Source organism: Ruminococcus flavefaciens, assembly GCF_900119075.1.
GTDB classification, from domain to species: domain Bacteria; phylum Bacillota; class Clostridia; order Oscillospirales; family Ruminococcaceae; genus Ruminococcus; species Ruminococcus flavefaciens_Q.
Window position 1 is genome coordinate 439,568 of sequence record NZ_FPIP01000002.1, and the last position, 22,618, is coordinate 462,185.

General features: G+C 47.0%; 17 protein-coding genes. 8 read left to right on the forward strand and 9 right to left on the reverse strand.

Going from position 1 to position 22,618, the window contains the following annotated elements; all coding sequences use genetic code 11:
• Positions 1-150 precede the first annotated feature (150 nt).
• The 4 genes from BT105_RS04765 to BT105_RS04775 all read right to left on the reverse strand — a co-directional run bounded on the left by BT105_RS04765 (position 151) and on the right by BT105_RS04775 (position 4,975).
• Entirely contained in the window at positions 151-726 is a 576-nt protein-coding gene (locus tag BT105_RS04765) for a hypothetical protein (protein ID WP_072299673.1), read from the reverse strand.
• Positions 723-869 carry a FeoB-associated Cys-rich membrane protein gene (locus BT105_RS14785; RefSeq protein WP_143186548.1) on the reverse strand — a complete coding sequence of 49 codons (147 nt, stop codon included), beginning with the start codon at positions 867-869 and terminating at the stop codon, positions 723-725. Before BT105_RS14785 ends, BT105_RS04765 begins: the two co-directional genes overlap by 4 nt.
• Positions 869-3,235 (reverse strand): ferrous iron transport protein B, encoded by a 2,367-nt coding sequence (gene feoB / locus BT105_RS04770; RefSeq protein WP_242940083.1) that lies wholly within the window; start codon positions 3,233-3,235, stop codon positions 869-871. The genes BT105_RS14785 and feoB overlap by 1 nt, the downstream gene beginning before the upstream one ends.
• 393 nt (positions 3,236-3,628) lie before the next feature.
• Positions 3,629-4,975 (reverse strand): hypothetical protein, encoded by a 1,347-nt coding sequence (locus BT105_RS04775; protein WP_072299675.1) that lies wholly within the window; start codon positions 4,973-4,975, stop codon positions 3,629-3,631.
• Positions 4,976-5,324: 349 nt separating this feature from the next.
• Between BT105_RS04775 and BT105_RS04780 the strand changes: the two genes are divergently transcribed.
• The 4 genes from BT105_RS04780 (at position 5,325) to BT105_RS04795 (ending at position 11,098) form a co-directional block, all read left to right on the forward strand.
• Complete coding sequence (locus BT105_RS04780; RefSeq protein WP_072299676.1) at positions 5,325-6,716, forward strand: sensor domain-containing diguanylate cyclase; 1,392 nt, start codon at positions 5,325-5,327, stop codon at positions 6,714-6,716.
• Positions 6,717-7,026: 310 nt separating this feature from the next.
• A complete protein-coding gene (locus tag BT105_RS04785; RefSeq protein WP_072299677.1) occupies positions 7,027-9,612 on the forward strand; it encodes a glycoside hydrolase family 9 protein in 2,586 nt (861 codons plus the stop codon).
• 162 nt (positions 9,613-9,774) lie between these two features.
• Positions 9,775-10,350: a hypothetical protein gene (locus BT105_RS04790; protein WP_028515770.1), complete on the forward strand. Its 576-nt coding sequence runs from the start codon at positions 9,775-9,777 to the stop codon at positions 10,348-10,350.
• A 19-nt stretch (positions 10,351-10,369) separates the two neighbouring features.
• On the forward strand, positions 10,370-11,098 hold the full coding sequence (locus BT105_RS04795; protein ID WP_072299678.1) for a prolipoprotein diacylglyceryl transferase family protein: 729 nt from the start codon (positions 10,370-10,372) through the stop codon (positions 11,096-11,098).
• 17 nt (positions 11,099-11,115) lie between these two features.
• On the opposite strand, the gene BT105_RS04800 is transcribed toward BT105_RS04795, so the two are convergent.
• A complete protein-coding gene (locus BT105_RS04800) occupies positions 11,116-12,807 on the reverse strand; it encodes a putative bifunctional diguanylate cyclase/phosphodiesterase (protein ID WP_072299679.1) in 1,692 nt (563 codons plus the stop codon).
• Between the two features lie 247 nt (positions 12,808-13,054).
• Here BT105_RS04800 and nudC point away from each other — a divergent pair, with 247 nt between their 5' ends.
• From nudC to BT105_RS04820, 4 genes are all read left to right on the forward strand, one after another.
• A complete protein-coding gene (gene nudC, locus BT105_RS04805; protein ID WP_072299680.1) occupies positions 13,055-13,912 on the forward strand; it encodes an NAD(+) diphosphatase in 858 nt (285 codons plus the stop codon).
• A 102-nt stretch (positions 13,913-14,014) separates the two neighbouring features.
• A complete protein-coding gene (locus BT105_RS04810) occupies positions 14,015-15,430 on the forward strand; it encodes a sensor domain-containing diguanylate cyclase (RefSeq protein WP_072299681.1) in 1,416 nt (471 codons plus the stop codon).
• Positions 15,431-15,560: 130 nt separating this feature from the next.
• A complete protein-coding gene (locus BT105_RS04815) occupies positions 15,561-16,985 on the forward strand; it encodes a sensor domain-containing diguanylate cyclase (protein WP_072299682.1) in 1,425 nt (474 codons plus the stop codon).
• Between the two features lie 217 nt (positions 16,986-17,202).
• Entirely contained in the window at positions 17,203-17,406 is a 204-nt protein-coding gene (locus tag BT105_RS04820) for a hypothetical protein (protein ID WP_072299683.1), read from the forward strand.
• A gap of 78 nt (positions 17,407-17,484) precedes the next feature.
• Here the strand turns inward: BT105_RS04820 and BT105_RS04825 are convergent, their stop codons facing one another.
• The 4 genes from BT105_RS04825 to BT105_RS04840 are packed head-to-tail and all read right to left on the reverse strand — an operon-like array spanning position 17,485 to position 22,532.
• On the reverse strand, positions 17,485-18,717 hold the full coding sequence (locus BT105_RS04825) for a sensor histidine kinase (protein ID WP_072299684.1): 1,233 nt from the start codon (positions 18,715-18,717) through the stop codon (positions 17,485-17,487).
• Between the two features lies 1 nt (position 18,718).
• Positions 18,719-19,384, reverse strand: coding sequence for a response regulator transcription factor (locus BT105_RS04830; protein ID WP_072299685.1), 666 nt, complete (start codon positions 19,382-19,384; stop codon positions 18,719-18,721).
• Position 19,385: 1 nt separating this feature from the next.
• Positions 19,386-20,150 (reverse strand): ABC transporter ATP-binding protein, encoded by a 765-nt coding sequence (locus BT105_RS04835; RefSeq protein WP_072299686.1) that lies wholly within the window; start codon positions 20,148-20,150, stop codon positions 19,386-19,388.
• Positions 20,151-20,165: 15 nt separating this feature from the next.
• Positions 20,166-22,532, reverse strand: a complete 2,367-nt coding sequence (locus tag BT105_RS04840; RefSeq protein ID WP_072299687.1) for an ABC transporter permease — start codon at positions 22,530-22,532, stop codon at positions 20,166-20,168.
• Positions 22,533-22,618: the final 86 nt, after the last annotated feature.

Genomic DNA, 22,618 nt, shown 5'->3' on the forward strand with positions numbered 1-22,618 from the left:
CTTTGCTTCTGTATTCCTTTTTTAGTTTAGAGTTTAGAGTGGAGAGTTTATATGTTCGCTTCGCTCATGATTTCAAAATAATGCCGCTACAGGAAGCATTATAACTCTTAACTCTCAATTCCCAGCTCTCAAATTGCGTTATTGCGCAGCTTATTCTCTTATCTTGTCCATAAACAGGTCGTATGCGCTTTTGCCCTCGTCCTTTGAGTCAAGGTCAACGTCCTTGGCACTGCTTTTCCAGTCGGAGCTGTCAGGCAGCAGGTAATATGCCTGATTGTGATTTTTCCACTCATACGCCATATCCTCGGCAGTCCGCCAGCCTGTCATATCTGCGCTGTGAACGGGGTTCACTGCGATAAGTGCCTGACATATGATGACAAGGTCGGCTTCGTCATCAATAAGGTACGAATCTGTGATATGCCAGTTATCAGGCTCATAGAGCGCCGAGAAGCTCCTGCCGTCATAGGTGAACTCATAATTCTGTCCATTGCCGTCAATATCGCGGAGAGCTATATCCTCGGGAGCTTTCAGCAGAGACTTAGATACGGTAGTAGGCTCTGTGACCGCTTCTGTTGTGGGAGCTGCTGTGGTTTCGGCAGTTGTTGTAACAACAGTTGTCACAATTGTTGTCGTCTCGGCAGGTATGACCTCGGAGCTGTTATTGTCCGAGCAGCCCGAAATTACAGCCGCAAGAAGCGCTGCCGTAAATAATATGCCTGTTTTCATTTGCTGTTCTTAAAGCAGGCAGAGCAGTCACCGCAGCAGCCTCCGCAGCCCTTGCCCTGCTTCTTGTTTCGTATGCACACAGCCACAGCAGCGATAAAAGCGGCTGCTATAGCTGCAATAAGGATAATATCGATAGTATTCATCAAACCACTCCTAACGCCATGCAGATAAGTCTGACTATCAGTGCGGCAGCCCATGCCACAACGCACTGCCATACAACTACTGTTACTGCCCATTTCTTGCCGAGCTCTCTCTTGACTGCTGCAATTGTCGCAACACAGGGAGTATACAGCAGCGAGAATACCAGCAGTGAAGCCGCCGACAGTGACGACATTGAAGCTGCAACGCCGTTGCTGTAGAGTATCTCAAGTGTTGACACAACGCTTTCCTTAGCCATGAAGCCGCTTACCAGCGAAACTATCACGCGCCAGTCGCCAAGACCTACAGGCTTCATAACAGGAGCAAACAGGCTTGCTATCTTAGCGAGTATGCTGTTCTCGGCGTCGCTGACGATGTTCAGCTTCAGGTCGAAGTTTTGCAGGAACCATACGCAGATAGTTGCGATAAGTATCACTGTAAAGGCTCTCTGCAAGAAGTCCTTAGCCTTTTCCCACAGGAGCTGTGCTACGTTTCTTGCTCCCGGGAGACGGTAATTGGGGAGCTCCATAACAAATGGCACAGCCTCGCCGCGGAAGAGGAACGTCTTGTAGAAATATGCGGCAAGTATGCCGATGATTATACCGAGGAGGTACAGTCCAACCATGATGAGACCGCCTTTTTTCGGGAAGAATGCGTTTACGAAGAATGCATATATAGGCAGCTTTGCAGTACAGCTCATGAACGGGGTGAGAAGTATGGTCATCTTTCTGTCTCTCTCACTGGGGAGAGTTCTTGTAGCCATTACCGCAGGAACAGAACAGCCGAAGCCTATTAGCATAGGCACTATGCTTCGTCCCGAAAGACCAATCTTACGCAGGAGCTTGTCCATGAAGAACGCCACTCTTGCGATGTAGCCGCTGTCCTCCAGCATTGACAGGAAGAAGAACAGGGTAACGATTATGGGCAGGAAGCTGAGAACGCTTCCCACGCCTGCGAATATGCCGTCTATGATAAGGCTGTGGATAGTGTCGTTTACATGAGCGTGTATCAGAGCCTTGTCCGTTATCTCGGTGAGCTTGTCTATGCCCGTTTCCATGAGCCCCTGCATCCATGCTCCGATGACGTTGAAGGTCAGCCAGAAAACCAGAGCCATGATACCTACAAAAGCAGGTATAGCCGTGTATTTTCCCGTGAGAACGCTGTCTATCCTCCGGCTGCGGATATGCTCTTTGCTCTCCGTAGGCTTTGTGACGGCTTCTTCAACAAGCTTCTGTATGAACGAGAACCTCATATCGGCAATAGCCGCGCTTCTGTCCAGTCCGCGCTCCTTTTCGAGCTGCATAACGATGTGATCTATCATTTCCTCCTCGTTTTTGTCCAGAGCGAGCTGAGAAATGATAAGATTGTCATTCTCGATGACCTTGCAGGCTGCAAAGCGTATAGGCAGTCCTGCGGTCTCAACGTGGTCCTCAATAAGGTGACATATGCCGTGGATACAGCGGTGAACTGCGCCGCCGCTTTTGCTTTTTCCGCAGAAGTCAGTCTCCACGGGGCGCTCCTGATATTTTGCAACATGAACAGCGTGTTCCACAAGCTCCTCGATACCCTCGTTTTTAGCGGCTGATATAGGAACAACAGGCACACCGAGGAGGTGCTCCATGCGGTTTACGTCGATACCTCCGCCGTTTGAGGAGAGCTCGTCCATCATGTTAAGTGCAACTACCATAGGGATATTCATTTCTATGAGCTGCATGGTGAGGTAGAGGTTTCGCTCGATATTTGTAACGTCAACTATATTGATTATGGCGTGAGGCTTTTCTTCGAGGACGAAATTTCTCGAAACTATCTCCTCGCTGGTGTAGGGCGACATGGAGTAGATACCAGGCAGGTCGGTTATTACGGTGTCGGGGTGTTCCTTTATGGCACCGTCCTTTCTGTCCACGGTAACGCCGGGGAAGTTTCCGACGTGCTGTTTTGAGCCTGTGAGCCTGTTGAACAGGGTGGTCTTTCCGCAGTTCTGATTGCCTACCAGAGCGAATTTCAGCTTCGTGCCCTCGGGCAGGGGATCACCGTCGCCCTTGGCATGGAACTTTCCGCCCTCACCCAGTCCTGGGTGGGCTATCTTCTTTTTTTCGCTTTTCTTGGAGCTGACGTCGTTTTTGTTGTCCACGGGAGTTACCTCTATCTGCTCTGCGTCGGCAAGGCGCAGGGTAAGCTCGTAGCCGTGTAATCTCAGCTCCACAGGATCGCCCATAGGAGCGTATTTCACAAGGGTTATCTCTGTTTCGGGGATAATACCCATATCCAGAAAGTGCTGACGGAGAGCGCCGTCGCCTCCCAGCTTTACGACCTTGACGGTCTGACCTATCTTAGCATCTTTTAACGTTGACATTATCTCACCTTTATCCATGATGTTAGTTTATCCAAATTAATTTTATCATATCCTTGAATGGACTGTCAATAATAATGCCGCGAAAAAGCTAAGTTCTGCGTTTTGAACAAAAAAAGCTCCGTATAGTCACAATGCCCGTATAGAAGTTTATAACTCCTTATCGGGGAAAACCTTTCTGAGGAAAGGTTCTTCCCCGAACCCCTTTCCAAAGACTTTTAGCTGATTTTTTCTATAACAGAGCCCCTCTGTAAGAACTACAGAGGGGCGAGTTTTTATATGGGCTCTATTATAGAAAAAATAAAATAACGGTCTTGAAAAAGACACGAGAAGAGCCCTTTTTCAAAAGGGCTCTTTCGGTAATAGGTGTAAAATTCTTATATAGACATTATGTCTAAATAGAGCTTTTAAAGGTTATTTTTTGATGTTTGTCTCGCACTTGCTCTTGGGGTACTTTGTCTCCATAGCCTTGTTGAGGTCGTCGAGAGTCTCGAATCCCTCGAAGAGAACGTTGCCCTTTACGAATGCGTCGCCTGAAACGCCGAAGAAGTTTATGTATTCGGGCTTCTGAACGTTGCTTGCAGGGTACTCCTTATCCTTGTTGTTGTCAGGAGTGAGAACGTTTACAAACGATGTGAAGTAGTAATATGTGTAGCTGTCCTTGTCAGCCTTCTTATCGTCCTTTTTATCGTCAGCCTTGGCTGTAGTTGTAGTAGTTTCGGACTTTTTGTCGTCCTTTGCGGTAGTAGTTGTTGTCTTTTCGTCCTCAGCCTTTGCAGTAGTTGTTTCAGCCTCGGTCTTAGCCTCGGTTGCTGCCTCGGTAGGAGCTTCAGTTGCCTTTTCCCCTTCCTTGTCGTCCTTGAAGCCCTCGGGCTTGTTGGTAGTTACCTTATATACGAAGCACAGAGCATTCTTGCCCCAGTAAGCGGTTTCGTCCTTTGGAGTGTAGAGGTTAACGCCGATAAGCTCGATATCCTTGAGTTCCTTCTTCTCCCATGAATCAGCAAGCTTGTCGAACTCCTTGCGTGCGTACTTATCCATTCTGTCGTAAGAAGCTTTTTCGACATCGTCTATCTTCTTGATATAGGACTGAACTCCCTCTACCTTGAATTCCTTTTCAAATAAAGTCGGCAGATAGCCCTGTCTGAAGCAGTCCTCCTTGATGTATTCCTCGTCGCTCTTGCTGCTTCCGAAGGTAACAGTTACCTTATCGCCGTTGCTGAGACCTGATGAAGGAGTTACCTTGAAGTAATCATAGCTTACAGGCAGGCTGCTGTCAACCTTTACCTTAGCGTATGCGTCGGGACCGACACCGTTATATTCAAGGGTTATGTAGTCGAACGGGTTGAATTCCTTGGCTTCTTCAAGGTCGGTCACCTTTATTTCCTTGTCTTCGACCTTGAGCTTTATCTTGTACTTCTTTTCAAGCTTCTCCACCTTGTCATCGTTCCATTCAAAGGTGATAGTATCGCCGTTTGAGAGCTGAGAGGTCTTGTCGAGCTCGCCGCCGAGATACTTTTTGAGCTTTGTAACAGCCCTGTCGATATCGTGGTCGTCGTCCTCGTCCTTGATGCCGAATGCCTTGAGATTGTCCATGACCATCTGCTTATAGTCAACAGTTGCGTTTGCTCTTGCGACTGTGTCAAGACCGTCGTACTTGACTTCGAGATAGTCGTTAGGATCGATAGCGGCTCTTCCGCAGCTTACAAGAACAGCGGCAAGGGGAAGAACAGTCAGTGCTTTCAGAAAATTTGTCTTCATTTCTCATACCTCCATAACACGGATAGAACATCCGAAATTTCAAATATCATTATATCAAATTATAATATGTCCGTCAATCGTCAATATATATTAATTTTTCGACATTATCCCATAATTTATTGAGAAGCTGTTTTGACTGCGTAGCTGACAGTTCTGACCGTAAATGTAAAAATTCTGTTAATATAATAGCCTGTAAAGCTGATAAATGTGCCGATATAGCTGATTTGACCGAAAAATTTACCGATTTTTCAGAGAATACTCAAGAGTGTATAATGTATAAATTATGTTGACAGAAACTTGATAAATATGTTATAATATAACAGAAGATTTGGCGAAGGGGGATATTGTTTTGGATTTTGAAGCATTATTGAAGGACTATAAGGCTAAGAGCTGTATTATTTCTGTTGAAAAGCTATCGGATTCGACCTATGGCAATATCCGCATAGCGGCAGGAAACAAGGCGCACTGTGACGAGGTAAGGCTTATAACTCATCATGAATTTGTGCCTGATACTCCCTATGAGATGTGGTTCCCGAAGGATATGAACTTCGAGGATTTCTGCTACAGATGCGCTGTCAAGGGCGAGCCGCTGCACACTTATGTAAGCCTTTATCAGATGGGCTTGTGGCTTAATATGTTTCTTCTGCCGCTAAGCTCCGACAAGGAGAACGTGGGCTACTGCATATACACATACGAAGCCGCTCCTATTGTAAACGCAGACAAAATGTCAGATGTTTCGGCAGAAAACGCCGCAAACGTGCTTAAGACCTGCGTAAAGCTCAGAAGCTCCGCGAATATAAAGGATACATTTAAGGACGTCATCAAGGATATCGGCGAGATATGCGGCTCTGACCATTGCTGTATCCTGCTGACTGACAGCAAAAAGCGAAGCTGTTCCGTACTCTGCGAGAATATAAGAGAGGGCAGCGGACTGCTGCCAATGGAGCACTATCTTGACAACAGCTTTTATGACATAACCGAAACATGGCAGAAAACTCTCAGCGGAAGCACCTGCATTATCATAAAGGACGAGCACGACATGGAATGGCTTAAAGGAGTGAACCCCGTCTGGCATGATTCCCTCAAAGGAGCAGGCGCCAAAAGCGTCGTGCTGTTCCCGTTGAGTCACGGCGGTGAGCTGCTGGGCTATATGTGGGCGATAAACTTCAACGTTGAGGACACCGTCAAGATAAAGGAAACTCTTGAGCTTACCACGTTTTTTGTAGCGGCTGAGATATCCAACTTCCAGCTTGTCAATAAGCTTGAAGTCCTCAGCTCCATAGATATGCTCACGGGCATAAAGAACCGCAATACCATGAATAACCGTATTGACCGTATAGTCGCAGGCAAGGAAACGCTGAAAGCTCCCTTTGCCGTGGTATTTGCCGACCTTAACGGTCTGAAGCGCGTGAACGACGAACAGGGACACAGCGAGGGAGATAATCTCCTGAGAGCGGCGGCAGCCATGTTACAGGGAGTTTTCTTCGACAGCGAAGTCTACCGCGCAGGCGGCGACGAGTTCATGGTGATAGTATCGGGTACCACCGAGGAGGAGATAAACAGCCGTATCGAAAAGCTACGTCAGCAGTCGGCGTCGGTGCGTGACCTGCACTTTGCCATAGGCGTCAGCTTCGGCAGTACAGGCGAGGATATACTGAAAGCCATGAGGCTTGCCGACGAGGAAATGTACAGCAATAAGAAGCAGTATTATGATACGAATCCCGAGCTAAAATACAGATAAAATGTTACATCAGCCGAAAGCGGAGCAGTCCGCTTTCGGCTTTTTGCATAATATGAGATACAGCCCCCCGGGACTGCCGCCCATATTTGCATGAAATGTTATATAACAAGCGCAAAATGTTATTGCATACTTTGATATGTTCTGCTAAAATATAGTTGTAAAAAACAAACCGTAATGTCGGAAAAGCATAATATAGGGCTATATAAATATCTTAACACGGCAAGTCAATGCCGTATCTGCACTGTGAGGGTATTTATTCTGAGCACATTATGTTATTCGGCACCAACACAAAATGAGAGGGAATCATATCATGAAGAAAAATTCTATCAAGCGCTGTGCAGCTGTACTTGCAGCCTGCACCCTAATGGCAGCATCAGCACCTGCTGTCAGCGCACCTGTAATGGCTGCGAAGAATCTTATCAGCAATTCCACATTTGAGTCGGGCGTTTCAGGCTGGGGAACCTACAAGGAGAGCGGCGGAAAGTGCTCTCTCGGCACAAAGGACGGACAGCTTGCTCTTACAGTATCAAATGTGGGCGAGGTAAACTACGCTGTACAGGTGTTCTACGACATCGTACCCCTGTACAAGAACGGCGTTTACCGTCTGAAGTACGATATCTCAAGCTCTGTTGACCGCTATGTAGAGGGAATGATCCAGATGAACGGCGGCGACTACAGATCCTACACATGGAAGGGACTTCAGCTCACCTCCAAGCCCCAGACCATTGATTACGAGTTCACCATGGAAGACGAAACAGATATCATGGCTAAGCTGGTATTCAACTGCGGTATCCAGAAGAAGCACGAGGGCGAGCTCCCCGAGCATACTATCTACATCGACAATGTTTCTTTAGAGCTTGTTGATGACAGTCATGTGGACTACGCTTCAAGCCGTCCCTATGCTCCGTCCATCAACCTCAATCAGGTAGGCTACAGACCTGACAGCCGCAAGGTCGCAGTATTCCGTGACGTTACTAACCAGACCGAATTCAAGGTAGTTAACGCCGACACTAAGGAAGCTGTTTTCACAGGCAAGCTTGAAAACAAGACTGCAAACTCCAGCGCAGACGAGACAAACTGGACAGGCGATTTCAGCTCCGTAAAGGAAGCAGGCAAGTACTATATCACCTGTGAGGGACTTGACAATTCATACACATTCGAGATAGGCGGCAAGGTCTACTCAAATCTTATAGACGACAGCGTAAGAATGCTCTATTTACAGCGCTGCGGCGTTAAGGTAGAGGACAAGGACTTCGGTCACGAGCCATGTCATACATCTATGGCTACAGTTTACGGCACAAGCAATAAGATAGACGTAAGCGGCGGCTGGCACGACGCAGGCGACTACGGCAGATATGTAGTTCCTGCTGCAAAGGCTGTTGCAGACCTTATCTACGCATATGATACAGCTCCCGAGCTCTACGGCGACAACATCGGTATCCCCGAGAGCGGCAACGGAACTCCCGATATCCTCGACGAGGCTCGCTTCGAGCTTGAGTGGATGATGAAGATGCAGGCTCCCGACGGCGGTGCATACCACAAGGTATCCTGTAAGACATTCCCCGGATATGTAGCTCCTACAAAGGAGACAGGCGAGTTATTCGTAACTCCCGTAAGCTCAACAGCTACAGCTGATTTCTGTGCTTCAATGGCTCTTGCAGCCGAGTTCTATGAGAAGTTCGACAAGGACTTCGCAAAGAAGTGCATGGACGCTGCCGAGAAGTCATGGGCATGGCTCGAAAAGAATCAGGGCTATGTTCTGGTAAATCCCGAGGACATCGTTACAGGCGATTACGCTGACTTTACAAAGAACGACAAGGACGAGCGCTACTGGGCTGCTGCTCAGATGTACCGCACTACAGGCAATGAGAAGTACCTCAGCGCTATGGGCTCTGTACAGACAGGTCTTGACTGGTCTGTTGTAGGCGACTACGGCAATATCGCTCTTCTCACCATGAAGAACGCAGACAAGAGCTCCTCTGCATATCAGAAGGCTGCTGACGCTGTAACATCACAGGCTAAGTCGCTTCTCAGCACATCCAAGTCCTCACCATACGGCGTGGCTATTACAAAGTACGACTGGGGCAGCAATATGACTATCGCTAACAAGGGTATTATCCTTGCACTTGCAAGCCAGCTCACAGGCGAAAAGAGCTACACTGACGCTGCAAACGCACAGCTGGACTACCTCCTCGGTACAAACCCTGTTGCTACCTGCTTCTTCACAGGCTACGGCACAGTATCTCCCGAACATCCTCACCACCGTCCCTCAATGGCGGCAGGCAAGGCTATGAAGGGTATGCTGGTCGGCGGTGTTGACCAGAGCTTAGAGGACAGCGCTGCTAAGGCTTACTGTCAGGACCAGCCTAACGCAAAGCGTTACGTTGACAACTCCGAGAGCTATTCCACAAACGAGATAACTATCTATTGGAATTCACCTCTTACATATCTGCTTTCTCTCACAGACAAGACAGAGAGCACACAGCCCGATGTAACAACTACAACAACTACAACAACCTCCACGACCACAACTACTTCAACTACTACCACCACAACAAGTACAACAACTACTTCAGAGACAACAACAACTTCAACTTCTTCCACAACATCAACTACTGCCGAGACCACAACGACTTCAACAGTCAAGCCTGATACAAAGGTAACTCTTGAGGGCGACGCAAACTGCGACGGCGCAGTTGATATGTCTGACGTAGTTCTCATCATGCAGGCTCTTGCAAATCCCAACAAGTTCGATATCAACGGCTCTGACGAGCACCACCTTACCGAGCAGGGCGCTGTAAACGCAGACGTAAGCGAAAGAGGCAACGGCATGACAACAGCAGACGCTCTTGAGATACAGAGATATCTGCTCCACATTATCAGCAAGCTTTCCTAATTTATCATAAAAGATCCCTTGAAGGACAGACAGCTCTATGGCTGTCTGTTTTTCATTTCAGTGACAAATGTCACTGAGAAAGTGATAAATGTCATCTTGAAATTAGCCGGAAAATGTCATATAATAATATCATGGAAATAAACCTTCAGGAGAGTGATATAAATGCTGGTACATTTTTTTGAGGTGAGAAACTGTACATTTGAAAGCTATAAAGGTGAACCCGTGCTCTTTGCGCCTTATGACATCGACGATGATACCCTTATGAAGCGCGGCTTCAGAAGAAGCAAGGAGGAACGCTGGTACCGTCCTGTAAATATGAAGGAATACAGCTACATAGTATACTGGGCACAGTATGGAGATGTGGATATAAACGACGCTGCTTCGCAGAATATCAACAATTTCAATATGCCAATGCCATATGTTCAGCGTCAGCAGAACGACAATACAGCCAATATCCTGTGTTATGTCTCTGTGGGACTCATGGCACTGGGATTCCCTATGTCCATTTTGGGAACGATACTGGTAGGCGGCCTGTTCTTCATAGCCGCACTGGTGCTTATGATAATCGTCAGGGTAAAATATCCCCAGAATCAGTTCGGCAAGGTACTCTGCATAGTTTATATTGTCCTTGCGGCGATAGCTATTATCCTTACCATAGCGGCGATGATAATAATCGCCATAGTCTGCAATCAGTTCATACAGGACTGCGAATCCTGCTGTCACAATATTCCGGGCTGATATAAGGAGCTGAAAAGTCATGATAATACACATTGATACGAGCTATAAGCTGATACCGCCTTATGTGGTGATGATAGTTATTGCCTGCGCTGTCGGTATAGCAATGCAGTACATCATGAACAGAAAGCGCGGCATAGATAAGAAAATAGCAGGCTTTGTGGCGCTTTTATCGCCGTTTATGAGCTTTTTCTTCGGACTTTTGCTGACTTATGTCTCATCGGGCGGAAAGTCCTTCGGCTTATCCTCTATCGGCGGACTTGTCGGTATGTACGGCAGTGTGCTTACGCTTGCGCTTATAGTCGGTGACAAAGAAAAGTCAAGGGTAATGTTTGAAAACTGCACTCTTGCGCTTCCTCTGATGTACAGTGTATCGAAGTTAGGCTGTCTCTTTGCAGGCTGCTGTCACGGCAGACCTTACAGCGGACCTTTTTCAATTGAGTACACAGGCAAGGTAACGGAAGCAGGGGGAGTTTTTCCCGTTCAGCTTTCAGAAACAGTGGTATTCTTCCTGATATTTGCGGCAGGCGTTATAATGTTCGCAAAGGGCAGCAAGTCGGCAGTGTATGCAGTTTTCATAGCTTCTGCGGCAGCAAAGGGGCTTCTTGATTTTACAAGAGAGGACCACATCGGCAAGATAGTGTCGCTTAACCAGATACTTTGCTTTGTAATGATGATAGTCTGCATAGTGTATCTCGTGATAAAAAGCAAAAAGCCTGCATATGCAGGCGTAATAAAAGCGGAGCAGTAAGCTCCGCTTTTTTATATTCAAGCCTCTACATCGTAGTTACCGCTTTTAAGACGCTCTTCAAAGTCTGCAAGTGGCAGGGGCTTGTCGAACAGGAATCCCTGAGCATACAGACAGTTATTGTCCCTGAGTATCTTGACCTGATTCTGTGTTTCAACGCCCTCTGCGATACATTCAAGACCGAGCTCCTTTGCCATAGCCACAACATACTTGAACATGACAGTTCTGCTGCTGGTGCTGTCGTCGCTGTCTACGGGCAGGAAGCACCTGTCCACTTTAAGCACGTTCCACGGTATCTCGCGGAGAAGATTAAGTGACGAATAGCCCATACCGAAGTCATCGACCGAGGTATAGATACCCTGCTGCTGAAGTCCGCTTACGACGCGCTTGAGGTCGCGGAACTCAACGTCGGTGGTAGTCTCGGTAAGCTCTATCTCGATGTATTCATGAGGGACATTGTGCTTGTCCACGATATTCATTATGTGATCCAACAGGTCAACGTCCATCATGTGCTTACGGGAGAGATTTACCGATATGCGGACTACATTGCCGCCCTCGTCAAGCCAGCGGCGGATATCAGCGCATACGCTGTCCAGCATATAGAAGTCAAGCTGACATATGTCCGTATTCTGCTCCAGAACAGGTATGAACTCCATAGGCGGAACTATCCTGCCGTCTCTTATCCAGCGGCAGAGTGCCTCTGCACCCACAAGCTTGCCTGTTGCGATGTCGATTTTCGGCTGATAGAATACCTTGAACTCCTTGTTTTCCAGCGCCTTCGGGAACAGCTTCTGTATCTCCATGCGCTTTTCTCTGCTGACCTCCATGGAGTCGTCGTAGAACACAACGCTGTCCTTGCCGCCCATTTTTGCAGCCTGCAATGCGGGAAGAATTCTGTCCATAACGTCGCCTGGAGCGTCAAAGGTAAAGTCCTGAGTCATACGGAAAACGCCTGTATTTGCTGAAAGCATTATGCGCTTGCCGCTGTTGGGCTCATAGATAACAGGAGTTCCGCTGAGTATGCCGAGAACATCATTGAGGAGGGAATCGTCGAAAACTCCCACGAAATTGTCTCCGCCTACTCTGCAAATTATACCCTTTTCGCCGATAATATCCTTGATCATATTGAAATAGTTGTGTATAGCGATATCTGCTGCGCCTCTGCCGATATCACGGTTGATAAGGGTGAGGTGGCGCAGATTGAAATATACCGCAGTACAGCCTGCAAGAGCGTTTTTCTTTTTGAGTATTTCCAGATAGCGCAGGAACGAGCGGACATTCGGATAGCCCGTATCGTCGAAGAAAACGAATTTCTCGACTACGCCTTCGAGTCTGTGACGGCTTATAAAGCTGAGAACAGAGTCCATGGCGATTTTGAGCTTGTCCTTTTCTACATCGTCCATAGGCACCTCGTCGGGAGCCCTGTAGGCATTGCATTTTACCACAGCCATTGACTTTGTGACAACGCGCATGCTCATGAACAGCTCGCCGTGCTTTCCGTTGTCATAGCCGACCTTTATATCGCCCTTTCCTGCTTTTTCGTCAGCGACAGTGCGATAAAACTCAGAGGTAGCCTTTGTGAGCCTGAAAAAAACTGCAAGCTTTTCGACGTTTGCAAGTATTTCGTCCTCGTCGTAGGTGCTTCCCCGAGTCATAGAGCGTATAAGCTCTTCAAACAATTTATAGAATTCAAAAGTTCTCTCATTAGTCATAACTATCTCTCCATTTACGATATGGATACCCCTATTATTAAATACATTATAACATAATTTTTTACATACTTCAAGAAGATTTTGAAGTTTTGCACAGAAAAAATGAAAATTCTTTATATATTGAGGCATATATTTAACGAGAAGTGCGGTTTGAGGAAACTAAATATTAAAAATTATATATTTATACATTGATTTCTGATGTGTTATATGATAAAATATTAAAATACAACAGGAAAAGAGGTACAATATGATACAGGATATCGGAGAAAACATATTCAGAAACGAATTTGCCCTGCACAGAGCTCCTGCGGCTTCTGACCGTGTTATAGTCTACAGATCAGGCGAAATGGCTTGTGCAGTTGAAAATAATACCATTGCATTTCCGCAGGTCTGTGAGCTGCCCGAGAAATACTCAGACAAGCTCATATACCTGTTTGAAGTGGAGGGAGAGGGCTTCTTTCTGCTGCTTACAGGCGAGGAAACTGTCCCTGAGCTCCCCGAAAAGTACAGCTTCGGCAGTATAAGAAAGATACGCAGCACCGATCCTGTGCCGCAGAAGTATCTTTTCGCAGGCTTCACGGCTCATCACCTTGCCGAGTGGTATCTGAGCAGCCGATTCTGCGGACGCTGCGGCGGTGAGAATGTTCGGGACGAAAACGAGAGAGCCATGCTGTGCCCGAAATGCGGCAAAAAGGTCTACCCGAGGATAGATCCAGCGGTGATAGTTGGCGTGGTCAGCGGTGATAAGCTCCTCATAACCAGCTACAGGACGGGATTTGCCCACAATGCCCTTGTGGCAGGCTTTACGGAGATAGGTGAGTCCCTTGAAGCTACTGTTTCCCGTGAGGTAATGGAGGAGACAGGCATAAAGGTGAAGAATATCCGCTATTACAAGTCTCAGCCGTGGGGCATAGCGGCAAATATCCTTGCAGGCTTTTTCTGCGAGGCAGAGGGCGAGAGCGCCATACATATGGACGAAAACGAGCTGAAATACGCGGAATGGCTGGGCAGGGAAGAGATAGTTCTCCAGCCCTATGACCATAGTCTCACCAATGAGATGATGAAGCTTTTCAAGAATATCGGCAGGGGAGTGCTGGACAGATAAGATTCTACATTATTAACATATTATTCACTGGACATTTGATAAAATATGTGATATAATATGAAATATAAGAGAAATACTATCCTCAGCATTGGAGGCGCTCATATGAATTATCAGGAAATAGTTGATGGTTTTGTACTTACTACCTGTATATTGTCCATTGAAAAGCTGCCTGACGGCGGCTACGGAAATATACGCATAGTTGCAGGAAACAAGCCTTACATAGACTCTATCGAAAACCCTGCAAACGGAGCTTCGGCTCATATGCTCAACAATAAATTCATACCTGATTCACCCTATGAAAAATATATCCCAAAGGATCTTAATTTCGAGCAGGCGGTGTACAAGAGCGCTATTTTAAAGACTCCTATACACACCTATTTAAAGCCTGAGAGGTTCTTCTGCTGGCTGAATCAGTATATCCTGCCTATTGAGTCCGACGATCCCAATAAGGGCTACTGCTCATACTCCATGCAGATTACCATGGAGGCAAATTCCGAGATGATGTCCAATGTTTCGGCTTCTGTTTCGTCGGCAGTTCTTGAGACCTGCATAAAGCTCCGCGGCAGCACGGATTTCAAAAAGACTCTCCATGAGATAATCGGAGATATCTGCGAGCTCTGCGGCGCAAACAGGTGCAGCCTGCTGCAAACGGATTTCAAGGCCAAGAGCTGTTCATTGCTTGCCGAGGTGGTAATTGACGAATCAAAGGATATCGCTGTAGTTTCTGAGGAGACTAAGCCTGATTTCGGTCTTGTAAGCACATGGAACGAGACTATTGCAGGCAGCAACTGCCTTATACTGGAGAATGAAAAGGATATGGAGGTGCTCAGAGAGCGCAATCCGCGGTGGTATGACTCCCTGAAGGCAGCAAATATACAGAGCCTTGTGATGTTTCCGCTGAATTATAACAACGAGACCTTGGGCTATATCTGGGCTGTGAACTTCAATACCGATAACACTCTCCGTATCAAGGAGACTCTTTCCCTTACCACCTATTTCATAGCCTCTGAGCTGTCAAATTATCAGCTTCTTAACCGCCTTGAGGTAATGAGCTCCGTAGACCTGCTTACGGGTATATATAACCGCAATGCCATGAATAACCGCATTGACCGCTATATTTCGGGAGCAGAGCCTACCCCTGAGAACTACGGCATAGTTTTTGCCGACCTTAACGGACTTAAACAGGTAAACGACAGCAGCGGACACATCGCAGGCGATAAGCTGCTTAAGGGCGCCGCCGAGATACTGCGGACTCTGTTCTACGACAGCGATATCTACCGCGCAGGCGGCGACGAGTACATGATAATCGCGGTTAACGTTCCCGAGGAGGAGCTTGAAAAGCGCATGGAAAAGCTCCGCAAAGACTCTGAGGATACAAATAATATCAGCTTTGCCGTAGGCGGCTATTACGAGGCAAATGGCGGAGATATCCGCTATGCAATGCGAACTGCCGACGAGAGAATGTACGCCGACAAGGACAGATATTACAGGAAATTCCCCGAACGCAAGAGAAAATAATATACAAAAGAGCTCCGCACAGTCGGAGCTCTTGACGTTATTCACATAAATTTAACTGGACATATAAAAAAATATGTGATATAATATTAATTGAAGATAAAACCGCCTTTTCAGGCTGAAAGGAGAAATTATGGATTTTCAGGAATTTGTTAATAACATCGAACCGATGACGTGTGTTATATCCGTGGAAAAATTCTCTGACGGCAGCTATGGCAATATCCGCCTTGTTGCAGGAAATAAGGCGTATGTGGATTCTATAGAAAATCCTGAGAATATTTCTTCAAATCAGATGCTCAAAAATAAGTTCATTCCTGATTCGCCCTATGAGAATTATATCCCGAAGGATTTGAATTTTGAGGCTGCCTGTTATCAGTGCGCCATAATGAAGAAGCCCTTCCATACCTATATCCACCCCGAGAGATACAGCTTCTGGATAGATATGTACATGATGCCTCTTGCTTCATCTGAGCCAAATAAGGGCTACTGCACCTATACTCAGGAGTTCACAATGGAAAAGAACAGCGAAAGAATGTCCAATCTTTCGGCGGATATCTCGGCAGCGGTGCTTAAAACCAGCTTTAAGCTCAAGGGCACAAAGGACTTCAAGAAGTCTATGGACGAGGTGCTTGCCGATATACGTGAGATATGCAATGCCGACAGATGCTGCGTTTTCCTAACGGATTTCAAGGAAAGAAAGTGTTCTGTACTGACACAGGTCATAGCTCCGGGATTAGACATCAAGCCTATGGAAGTCCACATGAGGGAGAATGCAGTTGATTTCTTTGATATCGTTGAAACATGGCCTGATACCATAGCAGGAAGCACCTGCCTTATCATAAAGAATGAAAGCGACATGGAGGTCCTCAAAGCACGTAATCCGCTGTGGCACGCTTCTCTCATGAAGGCTGATGTCGACAGTCTTGTTCTGTTCCCGCTGGAGTATAACGACGAGATACTCGGGTATATCTGGGCGGTCAATTTTGATACGGATAACGCCATGAGAATAAAGGAGGTACTGGAGCTCACCACACATCTCATAGCCTCTGAGATAGCCAACTATCAGCTCATGAATCAGCTGAGGATAATGGGCACAGTGGATATGCTCACAGGAGTTTACAACCGTAACGCCATGAACAACCGTGTTGACTGGTTCATCAGGAGCAATGAAAAAAAGCCCGATACCTTCGGAGTTATCTTCGCTGACCTCAACGGCTTGAAGCAGAAAAACGACAAGGAAGGTCACGGCGCAGGGGACAGGCTTCTTAAAGGCGCCGCGGAGATACTTAACGATGTGTTCTACGACGGCGAGATATACCGTGCAGGCGGCGACGAGTTCATGATAATCGACTGTGAGATAGATGAAGCCGAGCTTGTAAAGCGAGTTGAAAAGCTCCGCAGGGATTCAGAGGATCCTAAGAATATCAGCTTTGCGCTGGGATACTATTTCGACGGCGGAGAGGGCGATATACGCAAGGCAATGAGAACTGCCGACGAGCGGATGTACAAGGACAAGGAACGCTATTACGCATTGTATCCCGAGAGAAAACGAAAATAATAAAAAGGCGCGAGAGATCGCGCCTTTTTTGTTTCTGTAGTGGCGGATATTATCCGCCCTTGTCTAAGCGGCATATATCTTAACTTTTCTTTGTGCAAAACAGCCAAGAGAATATGTCGAAATTCAGTATATTTACGGCTTGAACCGTGAGCTTACTTGTGATAAAATTAAATTAGCGTTAATTTTGAAAAATATTTTCAGTAAAGGAGGGATACCTATGTCAGCTACGTTCATAGTCGCTCTCATCGCAGTTTGTATTGTTATCACAGCACTTGTTTTTGTTATCACTAAGAAGAAGAAAGAGTCCGACGACGTTTATTACAGCGAGCAGATAAGACGCTCAGAGGAGAGACAGGCACAGCTTGCCGAGCAGGAGCGCCAGAGACGCATGATGCAGCGTGAACGCGCAAGCCGCAGCTAATCAGCTTTCAGAACTAAGAACTAAGACCTAAGCAGGGAACGCCGTTTTCGGCGTTCCTTTTTTATATACAAACGGCTGTCATTGCGGCTTTGAGCACACAACAGTTACCTTCATAAGACCGCCGTCGATTTGCGCGAAGATATCGCCGCCCATGCCGTTCATAAGCTGTCGGCATATGTAAAGTCCCAGACCGCTGCCCGGCTGAGAGCCCGTATTTGAGCCGCGCCAGAAGCTGTCAAAGATGTGGTTCAGCTCAGTATCCGCAAGGGTGCAGCCGCTGTTGGAAACAGTGATAAGGCGGCAGTTTTCCTCGTCGGAGAAGTCAATGGAGATATTTCTGCCGTCGCCGTACTTTATGGCATTCTCGATGATGTTCTGGAGCACTTCCTCAAGACGGTCGGGATCTCCCGAAATAAGGCAGTTCCCGAACTCTGCAACAGTGAAATCTATCTTCAGCACCGAAAGCTTGTCCCTGTAGTAGTCGTTTATTCTGCCGATAACATCTGCAAGGTAGAACTCGGTGTTGTTGAAGTCAAAGGTGAGAACATCGGTGTTGAGCTCTTCTATCATCTCTGCCACATAGCCCTCTATCTCGTCAGCCTTGGAGTTTATATTATCTGCGGCTTCACGCTGCTTTTCGGCGTCGGGATACAGCCCCTTTGACAGTGCCTTTGAGTAGAGCTTTACAGCAGACAGGGGAGTTTTTATATCATGGGATAGGGACAGCAGGAGAGTTTTCTCCTTTTTTGCGCGGTCAAGGTCACGCTGTCTGGACTGCTCAAGCTCCTGACGAAGCATATCAAGTCCCCATGTGAGCTTTCCGAAATATTTGCCCTTGTTCTCCTTTACGGGAGTCGTAAGCGTTCCCTTTGCAAGCTCGTATGGCAGGTCGCTGACCTTGCCGAAGGGCTTGACGATATTCCTGCGGATATGGAACAGAACTGCCAGCATAAAAAGAAACATTCCGCCCATGCAGGAATTTACTGCAATGGGAAGAGTGGAGTTCTTCACTACAGCCTTGTCCGTGTATTCTATACGGTATGTATTGCCGTTGATGCTGCGTATAACGTATTCGTTATCGCTGCTGTAGAAGTCCCCGCTGCCGTCGTATTCGTAGATACCGATGATATTGGGGTAGCTGTCGGCAGTGACGGTCTTACCGTTTTTGAGTTCCTGCTCTATGCGGTTCAGCTCGACCTTATAAAGGGGCTGGGTATGCTTCGGAGCTTTCAGCATTATGAAGTTTACAGCGGTGATAACAGCTGCCATGACCAGTATTGCTGCTGCGATGAGCTTGTCGAATCTCTGCATATCAGCTCTCCCAGCGGTAGCCCTTGCCCCATACGGTCAGTATTCTTACGGGAGCCTTGGGATCGTCCTCTATTTTTTGTCTCAGCCATTTGATATGCACGGTGAGAGTCTGCTGCTCGGATTCACTGTCAGAGCCCCATATCCTGTTGAAAATGAAGTCCTTGCCCAGCGTCTGTCCCTTGTTTTCGATGAGCAGGCGGAGCAGCTCGAACTCCTTGGCTGTCATAGCCAAAGGCTCGCCGCTTTTGAAAACAGTACCGTCAGCTATATTCAGCGTGATATCGCCTTCTGTTATAACGTCAAGAGCCAGCCTTCGCCTGAATATGCCCTTTATTTTGGCAATAAGGATATCAATGTCATAGGGCTTTTCGATGTAGTCGTCAGCGCCGAGGAGTATGCCGTTGAGCTTGTCCTCCTTGTCAACTCTTGCAGTGAGGATAATGATAGGGATATTATCCCGCTCGCGTATCTTTTTGCACACCGCAAAGCCGTCAAGTCCCGGTAAGTTTATATCAAGCAGGACAAGCCTTGCCCCGTATTTTTCATACAGGGACAAGGCTTTTTCCGCAGTTTCGGCAGTGCTTACCGTATAATTCTCGGCTCGGAGGAAATCGCAGAGCAGTCCGCAGAGCTCCGCGTTATCCTCAACGATAAGTATATCAGTCATATTACCAACCCATTTCCAGAAGCCAGTTATTCAGTCCGCGCTCACGGTCACGGAGGGGAATCTTTCTGTTAATATTATACTCTCCATTTATGTTTCCGTCAACTATAAAGAGTACACGGGAGCATTTTGCGGCTACCTTTGCGTCGTGAGTTACCAGCATGACTGTTGTGCCCTCGTTGTTGAGCTTTGTGAGCTCCTCCATTACCTCGTCCGAGGAGTTGCGGTTGAGAGCTCCTGTGGGCTCGTCGGCAAATATCATACGGGGCTTGTTTATCATGCTTCTGCAAATGCAGGCACGCTGGAGCTGTCCGCCCGATACCTCGTTGATGTCGTTGTCGGAAATGTCGATGATGCCAAGCTTGCGCATGAGGTCCTGTCCGCGCTTCATGGTCTCACTGCGTGACTCCTTTATCTTGTCGGACTTTACCGCAGGGAGTATGATATTGTCCAGTACGGACAGATTCTTCATCATGTACATCTGCTGGAAGATGAAGCCCATATCGTCAAGGCGCATTTTCGCAAGGTCGTTCTCCTTGAGTTTTGAGAGCTCCCTGCCGCAGAATTTCACATCGCCTGCGGTCATCTTGTCCATGCCCGAAACGGTGTACAGCAGAGTTGACTTGCCTGAGCCCGAAGGTCCCATGACTGCTACCATTTCGCCCTCGTTGATCTTGAAATTCACGTTGCGGAGAACGTTGTTCTGGCGCTTGTTTATGATGTATGTTTTGCAGAGGTCCTTAACCTCAAGTATAGCTGTATTATTCATAACTCATATCTCCTTTTATATATCGGCTGTATCCGAAGCCTTTATTGATCTCATGTAGAGCGCTGTGAAGTAAGCGCCTGCAACTGCCACTGCAATGATTATTGCAGGGTAGATAATGCATACCTCAACAGGTCTTATGTTATAGTCTACGCCGTTTATAGCTCCCATAATGCCGAATATGGGGTTTATGCAGAGCTTTGTGACAGGTGAGCACAGTGCGATTGATATCACAGAAGCCACTGCCGCAACTATTGCAAAGCGCAGAGTGTGCTGTGCCACTACAGACCGCGACTTGAAGCCCATAGCCTTCATAAGTGCTATCTCGGGCTTTTCCTTTGAGATAAAGGAACGCTCCATAAGCACGGATATCAGTATAATGATTATGGCTGTGATGATTATCACCATGAGCTTTACGCCGTTAATGGTATCCTTTACGTTCTTGCCTATGACGGTCATTACGAAGCCGTCTGTGTCGTCGATGTATTTGGTGCCGAAGATGTCCTTCATCTTTTCTATGCGGCTTTCTATTGTTTTTTTGTCGGGTGAATCGTCAAAGTCTATCTGAAAGCCCATTACCTGAGTGATAAATTCGTCGGGAACTTCAAAGCTTTCGTGAAAACGTCCTGTTTCGCCCATCTGCACCATGCTCTGGAAAAGGGCTGAGACGATGTAGTCATCGGTCTTGCCGTTGAAGGTGAGCTTTACCTTGTCGCCTACGCCTACGTCAAGCTTTTCGGCGACTTGCTTTGTGAGAGCTATCTCGTTTGCATATTTGGGAGCGTAGCCCTCCGAATAGGTGTAATCCGAAGCCTTTGTCTCGGAATTGTACATGAATATGGGCGAAGCCTTTATTCCGTTTGCTTCAAGAGTCGGGAACAGCATGGCTTCAGATGATACCTTGCCTGATATACCGTTGTCTGCAAGCTTCTTTTCTATATCCTCGCATATTCCCTTGTAGGTCTTTTCGCCTGTCATTATCTTTGCTATCAGGTCGGTATCGGTGATATAGGCGTCGCTTTCCTGTGTACACATAAGGGGCAGGAGCTTTCCGCTGGAAAGGGTATTGGCGGTATTGGCAAGGCTCATTATCAGGAGCAGGCATACCGTGAAGATAGCTGTCATCACGCAGAACTGCTTCGGACTGCTGAATATGTCATTGAATGCAAGGAAGCCTGTAGCGCCCAGCTTGCTCTTTCCAAGGTGCATGAGTCCCTTTTTCTTGAAGCGTTCGCCTGTCTGACCGCTTCTTACAGCGTCTATAGGTGAGAGCTTCTTTATCCTGCGGGTACATCTCCAGCAGAAAAGCATGATGATGAGAACTACAAAGATACTGCAAGCTATGCTTATCAGTACGGTATGGTCGTTTCCAAGCACCATATAGTCGCTTACGGACCTGATAAGGGCGTTACCAAATGGTATGCTGAGAAGAAGTCCTGCAAATGCGCCGATTACCGCGATACCGAAGTACTTCACCAGATACAGACCGCGGACGGAGCTGTTTTTCAGTCCCAGAGCCTTCATAACGCCTATCTCGCGGAATTCCTCGTTGACGGTAAAGCTGATAGTGAATCTCAGCACTACAAATGATACAAGTATGAGGCATACGCTGACTATCAGGAGAAGTCCCGCTACGATGATATACATTATGTAGCTCGTTCTTACAATGGATATGCCCTTGCTGAAGGTGTTAGTGGGTATATCCGAAAGGTCTGATTCGAGAGTTTTTGAGTTATATCCGTTTACGTAGAAAATGCTGCTTCTGTTGTTTTCTCTTACCTTTTCGTCGGCTATGAGGGTATCGTAGTCCGCATTATTGACTATAAGACGGGGATTGTTGAACATCTCCGAGCCTAAAAATGCGTCCTTTGCAAGTCCTGCATATTTCAGGGTTATCTCGGTATCGCCGAGATTGAGCTGGAATTTCTCGCCGTAGTCAAGGTCAGCACCTTTGACTAAGCAGCCCGTAAAGTAAGCATATCCCTCGGGGACTTTTTTTAATATCTCGTTGTCCTTGTCGAAGTAATTGAGCTTTCCGTTATCAATGGGAAGAAGCAGAGCGGTGCTTCCGATGTCTGCAAGCTTTTTACCGTTTTTTGTAAGAGCGGTATCGTTGAAGAAAAGCTGATCCTCACGGCGGAAGTCCTTGACATTTTGAACTCCCGAAAGGAAATCCTCTATCTCGTCGCCGTTATCAGCCAGAGTTATGATGAAATGGTCGCTTAGATCTGCTTTCTCGAAGTAATAATCGAGACCGTTCAGAACGGTGGTGATGTTGTTTACGCTGCTTGCCGCGAACATTGTGGCAAGTATCACGAACAGCAGGAGTATGATATTCATGGTCTTTTTACGTTTCAGGTCTTTTTTAAGTATTCTGAAATACATAACTTATCCCTCGCTTTCTGTGATTCTATAATAGCACGGGAATTATTAAATAATCCTTAAATGGGCTCAAAGTATAGTATATCGCT

Coding starts and splice junctions, on each gene's coding strand:
- BT105_RS04765 (WP_072299673.1), bottom strand. CDS start 726: ATGAAAACAGGCATATTATTTACGGCAGCGCTTCTTGCGGCTGTAATT.
- BT105_RS14785 (WP_143186548.1), bottom strand. CDS start 869: ATGAATACTATCGATATTATCCTTATTGCAGCTATAGCAGCCGCTTTT.
- feoB (WP_242940083.1), bottom strand. CDS start 3,235: ATGGATAAAGGTGAGATAATGTCAACGTTAAAAGATGCTAAGATAGGT.
- BT105_RS04775 (WP_072299675.1), bottom strand. CDS start 4,975: ATGAAGACAAATTTTCTGAAAGCACTGACTGTTCTTCCCCTTGCCGCT.
- BT105_RS04785 (WP_072299677.1), top strand. CDS start 7,027: ATGAAGAAAAATTCTATCAAGCGCTGTGCAGCTGTACTTGCAGCCTGC.
- BT105_RS04790 (WP_028515770.1), top strand. CDS start 9,775: ATGCTGGTACATTTTTTTGAGGTGAGAAACTGTACATTTGAAAGCTAT.
- BT105_RS04795 (WP_072299678.1), top strand. CDS start 10,370: ATGATAATACACATTGATACGAGCTATAAGCTGATACCGCCTTATGTG.
- BT105_RS04800 (WP_072299679.1), bottom strand. CDS start 12,807: ATGACTAATGAGAGAACTTTTGAATTCTATAAATTGTTTGAAGAGCTT.
- nudC (WP_072299680.1), top strand. CDS start 13,055: ATGATACAGGATATCGGAGAAAACATATTCAGAAACGAATTTGCCCTG.
- BT105_RS04810 (WP_072299681.1), top strand. CDS start 14,015: ATGAATTATCAGGAAATAGTTGATGGTTTTGTACTTACTACCTGTATA.
- BT105_RS04815 (WP_072299682.1), top strand. CDS start 15,561: ATGGATTTTCAGGAATTTGTTAATAACATCGAACCGATGACGTGTGTT.
- BT105_RS04820 (WP_072299683.1), top strand. CDS start 17,203: ATGTCAGCTACGTTCATAGTCGCTCTCATCGCAGTTTGTATTGTTATC.
- BT105_RS04825 (WP_072299684.1), bottom strand. CDS start 18,717: ATGCAGAGATTCGACAAGCTCATCGCAGCAGCAATACTGGTCATGGCA.
- BT105_RS04830 (WP_072299685.1), bottom strand. CDS start 19,384: ATGACTGATATACTTATCGTTGAGGATAACGCGGAGCTCTGCGGACTG.
- BT105_RS04835 (WP_072299686.1), bottom strand. CDS start 20,150: ATGAATAATACAGCTATACTTGAGGTTAAGGACCTCTGCAAAACATAC.
- BT105_RS04840 (WP_072299687.1), bottom strand. CDS start 22,532: ATGTATTTCAGAATACTTAAAAAAGACCTGAAACGTAAAAAGACCATG.